This is a genomic window from Collinsella sp. LCP21S3_D3, assembly GCF_052118305.1.
Taxonomy (GTDB): Bacteria; Actinomycetota; Coriobacteriia; order Coriobacteriales; family Coriobacteriaceae; genus Collinsella.
In genome coordinates, this window is sequence record NZ_JBQKHK010000029.1 from 1 (window position 1) to 9,945 (window position 9,945).

At 52.9% G+C, this 9,945-nt stretch carries 15 protein-coding genes and 1 pseudogene; 3 read left to right on the forward strand and 13 right to left on the reverse strand.

The features are described 5' to 3' along the window. Positions 1-116: 116 nt before the first annotated feature. The 11 genes and pseudogenes from ACTQ1S_RS08840 to ACTQ1S_RS08890 all read right to left on the reverse strand — a co-directional run. Positions 117-326: pseudogene (locus ACTQ1S_RS08840) on the reverse strand (DUF3825 domain-containing protein); the annotation flags it as partial. 241 nt (positions 327-567) lie between these two features. Then, the gene (locus ACTQ1S_RS08845) at positions 568-1,080 is read right to left on the reverse strand and encodes a Fic family protein (protein WP_441547525.1); all 513 of its coding nucleotides are present in this window, start codon (positions 1,078-1,080) and stop codon (positions 568-570) included. A gap of 305 nt (positions 1,081-1,385) precedes the next feature. Next, on the reverse strand, positions 1,386-1,694 hold the full coding sequence (locus ACTQ1S_RS08850) for a type II toxin-antitoxin system RelE family toxin (protein ID WP_441547526.1): 309 nt from the start codon (positions 1,692-1,694) through the stop codon (positions 1,386-1,388). Between the two features lie 2 nt (positions 1,695-1,696). Further along, positions 1,697-2,065 (reverse strand): hypothetical protein, encoded by a 369-nt coding sequence (locus ACTQ1S_RS08855; RefSeq protein ID WP_441536277.1) that lies wholly within the window; start codon positions 2,063-2,065, stop codon positions 1,697-1,699. Positions 2,066-2,089: 24 nt separating this feature from the next. Then, positions 2,090-2,440: a hypothetical protein gene (locus ACTQ1S_RS08860; protein WP_441536285.1), complete on the reverse strand. Its 351-nt coding sequence runs from the start codon at positions 2,438-2,440 to the stop codon at positions 2,090-2,092. A 132-nt stretch (positions 2,441-2,572) separates the two neighbouring features. After that, the gene (locus tag ACTQ1S_RS08865; protein WP_441536279.1) at positions 2,573-2,851 is read right to left on the reverse strand and encodes a DUF4160 domain-containing protein; all 279 of its coding nucleotides are present in this window, start codon (positions 2,849-2,851) and stop codon (positions 2,573-2,575) included. Next, complete coding sequence (locus tag ACTQ1S_RS08870) at positions 2,851-3,117, reverse strand: hypothetical protein (RefSeq protein WP_441547527.1); 267 nt, start codon at positions 3,115-3,117, stop codon at positions 2,851-2,853. Before ACTQ1S_RS08870 ends, ACTQ1S_RS08865 begins: the two co-directional genes overlap by 1 nt. 240 nt (positions 3,118-3,357) lie before the next feature. Beyond that, positions 3,358-3,894 carry a hypothetical protein gene (locus ACTQ1S_RS08875; RefSeq protein WP_441547528.1) on the reverse strand — a complete coding sequence of 179 codons (537 nt, stop codon included), beginning with the start codon at positions 3,892-3,894 and terminating at the stop codon, positions 3,358-3,360. 361 nt (positions 3,895-4,255) lie between these two features. After that, on the reverse strand, positions 4,256-4,555 hold the full coding sequence (locus ACTQ1S_RS08880; RefSeq protein WP_427747403.1) for a type II toxin-antitoxin system YafQ family toxin: 300 nt from the start codon (positions 4,553-4,555) through the stop codon (positions 4,256-4,258). Then, positions 4,552-4,827: a type II toxin-antitoxin system RelB/DinJ family antitoxin gene (locus ACTQ1S_RS08885; protein WP_441547529.1), complete on the reverse strand. Its 276-nt coding sequence runs from the start codon at positions 4,825-4,827 to the stop codon at positions 4,552-4,554. The genes ACTQ1S_RS08880 and ACTQ1S_RS08885 overlap by 4 nt, the downstream gene beginning before the upstream one ends. Before the next feature lie 169 nt (positions 4,828-4,996). Next, on the reverse strand, positions 4,997-6,085 hold the full coding sequence (locus ACTQ1S_RS08890) for a hypothetical protein (protein ID WP_441547530.1): 1,089 nt from the start codon (positions 6,083-6,085) through the stop codon (positions 4,997-4,999). Positions 6,086-6,473: 388 nt separating this feature from the next. On the opposite strand from ACTQ1S_RS08890, the gene ACTQ1S_RS08895 reads away from it, so the two are divergent. Further along, on the forward strand, positions 6,474-7,832 hold the full coding sequence (locus ACTQ1S_RS08895; protein ID WP_441547531.1) for a TIR domain-containing protein: 1,359 nt from the start codon (positions 6,474-6,476) through the stop codon (positions 7,830-7,832). A gap of 95 nt (positions 7,833-7,927) precedes the next feature. Here ACTQ1S_RS08895 and ACTQ1S_RS08900 read toward each other — a convergent pair whose 3' ends face one another. After that, a complete protein-coding gene (locus ACTQ1S_RS08900; RefSeq protein ID WP_441547532.1) occupies positions 7,928-8,200 on the reverse strand; it encodes a UDP binding domain-containing protein in 273 nt (90 codons plus the stop codon). Between the two features lie 276 nt (positions 8,201-8,476). Here ACTQ1S_RS08900 and ACTQ1S_RS08905 point away from each other — a divergent pair, with 276 nt between their 5' ends. Together ACTQ1S_RS08905 and ACTQ1S_RS08910 are read left to right on the forward strand one after the other, a co-directional pair. Next, positions 8,477-9,100 carry a hypothetical protein gene (locus ACTQ1S_RS08905; RefSeq protein WP_441547533.1) on the forward strand — a complete coding sequence of 208 codons (624 nt, stop codon included), beginning with the start codon at positions 8,477-8,479 and terminating at the stop codon, positions 9,098-9,100. A gap of 102 nt (positions 9,101-9,202) precedes the next feature. Then, on the forward strand, positions 9,203-9,463 hold the full coding sequence (locus ACTQ1S_RS08910) for a hypothetical protein (protein WP_441547534.1): 261 nt from the start codon (positions 9,203-9,205) through the stop codon (positions 9,461-9,463). A 125-nt stretch (positions 9,464-9,588) separates the two neighbouring features. On the opposite strand, the gene ACTQ1S_RS08915 is transcribed toward ACTQ1S_RS08910, so the two are convergent. Then, entirely contained in the window at positions 9,589-9,783 is a 195-nt protein-coding gene (locus ACTQ1S_RS08915) for a hypothetical protein (protein WP_441547535.1), read from the reverse strand. Between the last annotated feature and the right edge of the window lie 162 nt (positions 9,784-9,945).

Consider the following 9,945-nt stretch of genomic DNA (forward strand, 5'->3'; position numbering starts at 1 on the left):
AGCTTGCGGACAGGGTCGAGGCGGCATAGGATATCAACCGTATTCCAGATTCTGGGACGCCGGGCCGACTCGCTTCGGATCGGGCACTACACCAACTTTCTCGACACTACCACCCTTTATCGCTTGATCCACAAGGTCTCGGGGCGGCAAATGAGTCGCGCGTTGTTGTATGCCATGTCGAGTGTGAGGCAGGTGCGCGCGGCGTAAAAGCCGTCCTCGCGCTGGATGGTCAGCGCCAGCTCGGGCTTGTCGCCGGTCAGGAACAGCGGTAGCAGCAGCTGGATCCGGCCGCCGTAAAACTGAGGCACGGCGAGCGTGTAGCTAGCTGCGGCGCGGTCTGGTCCGCGTCGCGCTCGGTCAGGAACACCGCGCGGCCAGAAGAAAACGACAGGTAGTTTTTGAGGATGCGGTTACTGGGACCCCAGTCCTCGGGATCGGCGAGGTCAACCAGCGGTCGTAGCAGGGCTCGGGACAAAACGCAAAGTCGTAGGCATTGCTGCACAGGGTGCTAGGGAGTTCCATGCGGTGTCCAACCCATTCATTAACCAGCGTGCGGAAGGTTTGATTCTATACGGGCGAAGCACAGTCGAGACACACAACGTAATTGCGCCTAAGCTCTTCCGCGAGATCGGCGCGAGAGCGGTTTCCGGATACGAGGTCTTGGATCCAGACGTAGTACTGGTTGTCTTTGGGCTCGGAGCTGTCGGACAGCACGACCGGAGTGCCGGCGAACCTTAGGACAGACAACGCAAAGACAAGGCTGGTGCGTTTGTTACCGTCCTCAAAGATGTGGTCCTTGACCATGTGCTCGGCCACGTAGGTGACCTGGTCAAAGATGTCTGCGAAGCGGTCGGCCGGCGATTGACCGAAAATCGTACAGAATGCACCCGCAAGCACGGACTCGACGCGTCCAAGCTCAAGCGCGGCCCGGCCGCCTGTGGCGTCGGTTGTATAGCAGCGCCCGACCGTCATCAGCGTGCTGTGTAGGCGCATCACAGCCGCGGCAATAGCTTCGAGCGAACCGGCATCATCAAGCACGAGCGGCGCGAACGGATGAGCGCCCCGCTGCGTAGCCGCCATCATGAGTCCTCCAAGAGCCTGAGCGCGTTGGGCATGCCCGCAATAGTTGACTGAATGGCCTCGTCGAGCAAGGCGATACTGTCCAGATCATCGGGTAAAGTACGGGGCGCTTTCGGCGCGGTGGAGTCGGTTGCATCAGCTGTACAGCCGCAAAAAGTCATGCTTTCAGGATAATTGCTGCAACAACTATCAGGGCATGTCGTTGCATTTAACGTTTTCATCACGCCGTCCTTCTGTTGTCTGAATCCGAGCGTTTAACCCGAGCATTTTGACCATGCAATCTAAATAGATTTTTCTTGAGGCAATCAATCATCGCTGTCCAGGCGTCTAGATGCCAGGTCGAAAACCTTGTCCTTGTCCCTTGCACCTATTGCGATGATTTGAACCACTTCGACGTGCCCATCGCGGATGCGATAAATTACGCGAATGCCATCAGTGCGAAACTTAAGTTCCCTACAACCTGCAAGAAGACCCGAAAGTGGCTTACCAATTTTATCGGCTCGAAGTGCAAGACGCGCAATACCTTTGTTCACCATAGCGCGGACCGAGCTATCGAGTGACAGATACTCTTTCTCGGCAGTCTTGTCGTAAAACTCAACTTTAAACCTAGCCACGCTCACTCGAACAGCTCCTCGTCGGAAATGGGATCGGTCGCCTCGGCTTCTAGCATGGTCTCGAACCTCTCACGTCCCACGGTATAGGAGAACGGGATGCCCTTGCGATTCGAATCAGCGTCGCCCTGCGCGAGCCTTGCAGCGGCTATGGCGTGCAGGCGCTCCTCTCTGAGCTGTTCGAGTTCAACCGCCATCGCTTCGAACTCGTCGAAGCCGACGATAACAGTATCGATGCCATCGTTCCTGTCTGAGACAAATTGCGGCTCCCTTCGAGCGCGACGTCTCGCTTCGCCAAAATTTTTGCTTGCCTGCGTCGAGGTCAGCACCTGTTCGCGTCCGAAAACGAGTTTGTTGTCTATTACGGCAACCATAGCAACCTCCTTCAAAATGTGTCTCTAATACGTATTATAGACCCATTTAAATACGTATTGAAAGGAAAGATAAACAATAATAATCTTAGTATTTAGATTACGGATGAACAGGGTTTCGAGTCGTACTCTATGGCGATCGGTTGCCAGACAAGGTCTTCGATGCTGCAGTGTAAGGTTTTTGCGAGCGCCAATGCCGAGGATATTGTGCTCGGCGACCTCATCCTGCTCGATGCTTTTGCGGAAGGGCAGGTGCATGTGCTCTGGCGGGTTGGTGACGATATCAACCTTTCGCCCAAGTGCCTTGTCGAGCTCATGGGAGAGTTCGTAAAGCGTGCCGAACGTCATGGTGTTGCCGCAGACTAGGTGCAAGTCAATATCGCTATCGGGCGCTTGCTCGCCTCGGGCAAACGAACCAAATAAATATGCCTCGCTGACGTCCTATTGAACCAGCACGCGGGAGGCCGCAGATGATATGTCAGCAAGTAAAACCATGTCTCAATTGGGCGTTTAACAGTAGAACTTCAGCGAATCATCACCAAAGGTTTCGCACCACTTGTCACATATGAATTGATGATTCATGGTGATTAGTTTTGAAAGATCCCTGAGATCCTTAGCCGGAATCTTGCTCTCGTTGTTGGCAAGTTTGCATCCACCGTCTTTCGTCAGCCAAAACTTGGTCGAATTAGCAGCCGCCCTCTTTACACCTACGTGTATGTGAATTGGTTCTCCGTTTTCCGCAATCCAAAAGAACAGAACGTACTGCCCAAAAATAAGAACTCGAGGCATTATGCCACCGCCGGTCCGGCTTTTTGGCGTTCGGCGAGCTCGAAGATAAACGGGGCGTTTGATCTAACAAATTCGGTCAAGAAATTGAGGTCATCAGCTGTAAATCCTTCGACGTTGAACCATTTGACCGCAGGCAAGAAACATTCCGCATGGTCAAAGCCAAAATCAACCGGACGCTCGACGGCTATGCGAACGGTTCCGTCTTCTCTTGTCTCTGAGTAGGCAAATTGAGTGCCATCATCAAGCTGAACATAGCTCCAAAACATGACTACCTCCTTAGTGGTTATATTCGAGTATAAGGAGCAGTCTAGACGTAACGCGGCGTGAATTAAATTATTCCTATAAGACACGAACTCTGACAGCTGGCCTTGTCCAGAAGTGGTGGGGGCCGAGTTCTGCCGACCAGACCCCGGTTTTGCGCTTTCGCGACCTGCAGTTTTATTAACAGAATTTGGCTTGCGTTCGGCTGGTTCCGATTTTTCCCGCACATCCAGAAATCGGGAGCATCAGCAACGGCGTGCAGCTTTAAGAACCGCTGTTCCCAGCACGAACAGCAATGCGGACACGGCAATCCAATGGCTGTCGGCTGTCTTGGGGAGTGACGAGGAGGTCGCGGTGGCGGCCTTGGGCCTAGGGGCCTTGGCGGCAGTGGCGTTGACCACAGCGGTCGTGGTCACCGTCTTAGTCGTGGCCGCGGGCTTTTGTGTGGGATTCGTCGACGGATCCGCAGCTGGCTCGCCGGCAGCGGGCTCGGTACCAGGGCCGGACGGACCATCGCCCGGCACGTCGTGCCCACCGGTCTCCCCCGCCGGCGCCGTGGCATCCACGAGCTCGATCGTCACACGCGCCGCCACGGACCCGTCGGCATCCACCACGCCGCCTGCGACAAAGGCCTCGCCCGCGTGCGCCACAAAGCGCGCGGATGCAGGAGTCCCGCCCCGGCAGGCGACGCCGCCGCCCGCGCTCGACGCATCCAGCCAGGACGCATCGACGGAAACCAGCCCGGCCGCGAGCCCGCGGCATAAGAAGGCCCCGCCCAGCAAAACGCATAGTCAGGCCATGAAAGTAAACAGGATGTAGTGACGGCTGGTGTGGAACGCGGTGGCGAGCATAACCGCTCCGATCTTCGAAAGAGCCATTGGAAACGGCGCCTGAAAACTACCTGGTAGCAGCAGTTATTAGTGTAGCGAGATCAGACTACGAGCAGGGAAACAGCCCGTGATTGATTCCCAAAATTAGGTGTAGATCGTTTTGCCAGTCGGTGAAAGGAAAACCTGATTGCGTATAGCCATACGCCGGCTCTATGAGCGAGTCATTTTGCAGCTAAGTAGCTATCACAGTTAAACAATAAGGAAATGAATTGCTGAAACTCGAATAGCTTTACTGGTGTTGAACCAAAGGATGTCATCGGAACAGTTCGTCATGGGTGCCCGTACGCTCAAAGAATGCCACCTCTTCGTTTGATGACCATATGACAAGCCAATCACCGGAGTTTGCTACATGGCATTCGTTTCGTCCGCTCCAGTTGCCGTTTAGCCGGTGCATATTATGGCGTCGCTTTAATATCTCTGTTGACTCAGGTGTATTCTGCAGCACTAGGTCAATTAGCTTTTGAAGCTCTGTCAGATTCCAATTCCGGCGCTTTGCTTTTTTCTTTAAATCGCGTGAGAAAGCTGCAGAGAACTCAGCGGTCAGCGTACTCATTGCGCCATCGCCGCAGCGATCAGATCGGCACCGTTGTCAAAACGTCCTTTTTTACCGGATGCCAGGAATGCATCTCCTTCGCAAATGGCCTCGAGACTTTCGACATTGGGTTCCTCGGGAGCAAAGGTCAACGGGATGCGATGAGTGTTGACCATTTGCTTAAAGAAAGCGCGTGTAACGGATGATAGGTCAAGCCCATAGTAATCGGCCACTTCTGCCGCCTCGCGCTTTAGGTCGTCGTCAACCCTGATGGTTAATGTTGAGCTTGCCATTTATAAGTCCTTTCAATAGCGTGAGTACAACCTTAGTATAACGTACATACAAGTATAGAAAAGATGATTACAAACAATCGACATCGTAGAAGCTTCCCTATTCAAAGAGAGTGAGGGTATTGGCGTAAGCCAATACCCTCACTCAGGAGCAATCCGGAAAGCGAGCGCTTTAGCAGCGAATCGCGGCGCAAAGGAGCGCTATACCGAGTAAGAAAAGCGTTAGGGATGCGGAGGTCCAGCAGTTATCACCGGCCTTGGGGAGCGAGACGGTCGTCGCGGTGGCGGCCTTGGGCCTAGAGGCCTTGGCGGCCGTGGTGTTGGCCACTGTGGGCGTGGTCACCGCCTTAGTCGCGGCCGCGGGCTTTTGTGTGGGATTCGTCGACGGATCCGCAGCTGGCTCGCCGGTAGCGGGGTCAGTGCCAGGAACGGAAGGACCATCGCCCGGTACGTCGGGCCCACCGGTCTCCCCCGCCGGCGCCGTGGTATCCACGGGCTCGATCGTCACATGCGTTGTCACGGACCCGTCGGCATCCACCACGCCGCCCGCGCCAAAGGCCCCGCCCGCGGGCGCCACAAAGCGCGCGGACGCAATCGACCCGCCCAGGCAGGCGACGCCGCCTTTGGCGCCCGACGCATCCAGCCAGGACGCATCGACGGCAAGCTGCCCGGCCGCTCCACCGCCAGCAGCCCCGCCCAGCAAACACACGCCATAGGTGCACACGCCCGCCCCGGAGCCCACGCCCGCGGCGACAACGCGCCCACCGCCGCGAACGGCAAGACCGTCCGCGATCACGCCGGCCACCCGCGCATCCGCGATGCCGCCGCCGTCGGCCCGCGCCTCAACCTTGCAGCCGTCCACCGCGAGCGCCCCCGACACGTAGATCCCGCACTGCGAGCCCGTGGCCACCAGCGACCCGGTGCCGCTGAGCGTCAGATTGCCCCACACCTCCATGCCGCAACGCGAGATGTCCACGTCGGGCGCGCTCGTCTCGACAACAGTGTTCTGCCCGGACAGCGTCACCACCAGGTCGCCGACGGAGCCGATGGCCTCGCCCGCGTAGCCGTTAAGCTCCAGGTGGCCGGCATCGGTCCAGGCCCACCCGGGGCCCGACACGCCCGGTTCGTAGTACGTGGTACCCGCAATGAAAAGGCTGTCCGCGCCCGCGGCATAAGAAGGCCCGCCCAGCAAAACGCATAGGCAGGCCATGGCAGTAAACAGGATGTAGCGACGGCTGGTGTGGAACGCGGCAGCAAACATAACCGCTCCGATCTTCGCAAGAGCCAATGGAAACTGCGCCAGAAAACTACCCGGTAGCAGCAGTTATTAGTTTAGCGAGATCTAGCAAGGGACTATAAAGAAACCAGCAATCGAGCCCCGAAATTAGGTGTAAATCGTTTTGCCAGTCGGTGAAAGGAGGGATTGCATCCAGCGTTGCTCATAGATAGTCGCGGCCACGGCCCTGTTGTTCACGCTACTGACGTTCTGGATAGGGCGCACCCCCCCCCAACCTTTTGACTTTCCTTGTAAACAGGACCCATCAGAATAGAAATAATCAATTCAAATAGTAATTTGTATTTAGACTTTACAGTGTTAAATACAGCTGTTACATTCTGTATCAGTACGGTTTTGTTAGTTAGGAGGAACAATGAAAATAGTATTCGACAAGATGAAGGGCGAGCCGTCTTATGCAGCTGGCGCAAGGTATATTGAGGAAATGATTCGTTCCGGCCAATTGATGAATGGCGACAGACTCCCCTCCATTCGAGAATTCGCAGACGACAATGACATGAGCACTGCAACCGCTCAAAGGATCTACTCAGAAATTGAACAGAAGGGATTAATTACCACAATTCAAGGAAGCGGTTCACTAGTCACATTTAATGAGGATGTAGTACTCGATGATGGCATTAATAAAGTCACCGTTTTTTGGTCGTATGCCCATAAGGATGATCTTAATTCTAAGGGTGCTATTCTTACGCTTCTAGAAGCCATCAAGGCCGAATACGAACTCCAAACGGGTGAAGATCTGACTGTTTTCGTTGATAAGGATGGGATTGAATGGGGTGCGAACTGGAAAAATGCCATTAATGAAGCGCTGTTGAATACGGTAATTTTCATTCCAATCCTTACCCCCACCTATCTTAAAAGGCCCTCATGTTTGGGTGAACTCAGGAATGCAGTATCTGTCTTTCGTGAAAAGAAAATTGCATATGGAATTTTTCCCATTCGATTTACTAATGTTGATGCCGCCCTTAAGAACTTTCCAGATGACGATCTTGCCAACACGCTTAGTGAAACTCAAGCATCTAATTTTTATGAAATTAGGACTCGCGATCCAGAATCTAGTGTCTACCAAGATTATGTCGCAACTCTTGTGGCAAAACTTGTGGAAGTGGACCAACGACTTTGTGAGGGTCATTTAAATCTTGTTAAGCAAGCAAGTGAAACGCTGCAGGAAACGCAAGACGGATTTCTCGACAGGCTCGCCGCGCTTGAAGCTGAAGGTGAAAACCAAGCTCGAATCCTTAATAGTATGACGGAGAATATGGCTGCAATCGGTTCGCTTGCTCAGGAAAAGACGGTGGAAATGAAGGACTCAGATGCAAAGAATAAAAGCATAGCCGCTAAGCTGATAATTACGCGTAGTATGGCAAAGGAGCTTGGCCCTCTTGCTGATGAGTTCTACGCAAATTGTCGTGAGTTTACTCAAAGTGTTGAAACGATGGGCGCTGGAGTAAGCGCTTATGTCGAAATATGCCAGTATTATGGTGGGGAACGTTCTTTTGATTTTGAAAATGCCGTTAGCAGTCTTATCGACAACACTAATGAGGCCTTTAGTGAATGTAGAGATTTTGGAAACTCAGTCTCGGTAATTGGAAAAATGTCTAGGGATTTACGCGCCCCCGCTCATCGGATTCAAAAGAGTCTCGATTTATTCTGTAGCACTCAATCACAATTTAGTAAGTGGGTCGAAGAGCTTAAACGTTTGGACACTGTTGAATAATCTAACCAAAAGAGCGTGTATCGGCGCAGCCGATACACGCTCTTTCTACAAATGGATTTATGCAATAGGCTAGAGTCAACGCAGTCAGCTCTCCCCTAGTCCCGCTTAAACAGATCCCTCGTGTAGACCTTGTCCGCCACGTCTGAGAGCTCGTCGCTCCAGCGGTTGGCGGCAATCACGTCGCAGCCGGCCTTGAAGGCCTCCAGGTCGTGGGTCACCTCGGAGCCGAAGAACTCCGGCGCGTCCAGCGTGGGCTCGTAGACCACCACGGGCACGCCCTTGGCCTTCACGCGCTTCGTGACGCCCTGGATGGAGCTCGCGCGGAAGTTGTCGGAGTTGGACTTCATCGTCAGGCGGTAGACAACCACGACCGGCTTCTCCTTGCGATCGGCTGGGATTGGTCAATCTCGTCCGATATAATTGGTTAAATTATTTCAACGCCTACAGTTTGTCTCGATGTTGATGTTCCTGGAAGAAAAAGGCAAGGCATGACATCCCATCTTAATTCTCATGACGCTGCTATTCCGAAAACTGACCCCCGATCGGCTAAGGAAGGTTGTCAGAAAAGCGAATTGTCAAAATTGGCGACTCAACTTGAATCGGATATATTTCGGAAAGAAACATCACCTCGTCAAGAGGCTGTTATGAATACTGCAAGAAATCAAACTTGTAACATGGCTCGGCTACAGCACGGCCTGGATAATGGCGCAGCAATGGAGATGCAACGCAGGTATAAGGAACGTATTAATAGAGCTTTAGCCAACTCAATGGCACCGCTGTATAACCAGATTGACTATAGCGCTGCTCTTCGGTCGGTTTATGCCGCAATGGAGCATGTCGCAAAGGTCGTAAAAGCCGCGACTGAGAAAATTGATTTAAGCGGTATTGTTAACGCCTTTAAGCCTATCGCCATTAAAGTTAATAGGTTGCCTGTTCTTACTAAGACTCAGTGGCCAATGTATCTCGTCGATAATCCAAAAGCGTGCGATCAAATTGATTCTTTACCGGATGATGCGCCTGATGAGGTCCTGAAGTCGCGCGTTGACCAGATCGCATTTGAGTGCCTTGATGAACAGTGGCTAGATGAAACCAGAGCGATATGGGAAAGCCATGAAGAAATCTCTGAAGGGGAAATGCGGTTACTCGTCAGCGCTTTGGAGCGACATCGGAAGCAAGACTATGAAGGTTGCGTTTCGTTGCTCATGAATATTTTTGAAGGCCTGATAGAAAAGTACGCGCCTGATGGCAAGGCGCTTAATGAAGAATAGGAAGAAGCTTTCGATATATATGCCAAACGGCACCGAGTAGCTACTTTGTATTCGGAAGGAAAGCGTAGAAAACTGAGAAATATTAAAGACAAGGTTCTTTTGATGTTGGTTACATCTGAAAATGGCTTTCTGGTATTTGATAGTGCAATCAATTACCTTGTCGACATTACGTTTATTAACAGCATGGATAATGCTTTGGCAGCCCATAATCCCTTACGGAATCAAATATGCCACGGCAAGCAGACCGAGTTCGACACCTTGGAGCATTCTCTAAAAGCGATTCTGGTCACCGATTTAATCATTCGCTATGGAGGGGCGCTGCTTGAGGGCCAATCTATTGAAACCGTCATTATTAAATCCTAAAAGTTGTCCTATATGAGTCAATAGAACAAAAACGTGGACGTATCGACTTAGCTGATGCGTTCACGTTTTCATGAAAGATTAATTTACTGCAGGGTGAACTCGGCTAGCTCGGGAAATCCTCTCCCTTAGTCCCGCTTAAACAAATCTCTCGCGTACACCTTCTTTGCCACGTCCGCGAGCTCGTCGCTCCAGCGGTTAGCGACGATCACGTCGCAGCCAGCCTTGAAGGCCTCCGGGTCGTGCGTGACCTCGGAGCCGAAGAACTCCGGCGAGTCTAGCGTGGGCTCGTAGACCACCACGGGCACGCCCTTGGCCTTCACGCGCATCCCGCCGGAGCACTGGCGCCGGATCAGGACGAACAACGTAATCGAGTGTTGATGTTCACTAAGAAGTGGTCCGAGTGATCACTGGGAAATGAGCACCGTGAGCACGAAAAATTGAGCAGTTTAAGCAAGAGGGCCGCGCCCCGGGGACCGGGGGCG

Coding starts and splice junctions, on each gene's coding strand:
- ACTQ1S_RS08905 (WP_441547533.1), top strand. CDS start 8,477: ATGAATACTGCAAGAAATCAAACTTGTAACATGGCTCGGCTACAGCAC.
- ACTQ1S_RS08865 (WP_441536279.1), bottom strand. CDS start 2,851: ATGCCTCGAGTTCTTATTTTTGGGCAGTACGTTCTGTTCTTTTGGATT.
- ACTQ1S_RS08880 (WP_427747403.1), bottom strand. CDS start 4,555: ATGAGTACGCTGACCGCTGAGTTCTCTGCAGCTTTCTCACGCGATTTA.
- ACTQ1S_RS08910 (WP_441547534.1), top strand. CDS start 9,203: ATGTTGGTTACATCTGAAAATGGCTTTCTGGTATTTGATAGTGCAATC.
- ACTQ1S_RS08845 (WP_441547525.1), bottom strand. CDS start 1,080: ATGGCGGCTACGCAGCGGGGCGCTCATCCGTTCGCGCCGCTCGTGCTT.
- ACTQ1S_RS08895 (WP_441547531.1), top strand. CDS start 6,474: ATGAAAATAGTATTCGACAAGATGAAGGGCGAGCCGTCTTATGCAGCT.
- ACTQ1S_RS08855 (WP_441536277.1), bottom strand. CDS start 2,065: ATGGTTGCCGTAATAGACAACAAACTCGTTTTCGGACGCGAACAGGTG.
- ACTQ1S_RS08890 (WP_441547530.1), bottom strand. CDS start 6,085: ATGTTTGCTGCCGCGTTCCACACCAGCCGTCGCTACATCCTGTTTACT.
- ACTQ1S_RS08870 (WP_441547527.1), bottom strand. CDS start 3,117: ATGTTTTGGAGCTATGTTCAGCTTGATGATGGCACTCAATTTGCCTAC.
- ACTQ1S_RS08885 (WP_441547529.1), bottom strand. CDS start 4,827: ATGGCAAGCTCAACATTAACCATCAGGGTTGACGACGACCTAAAGCGC.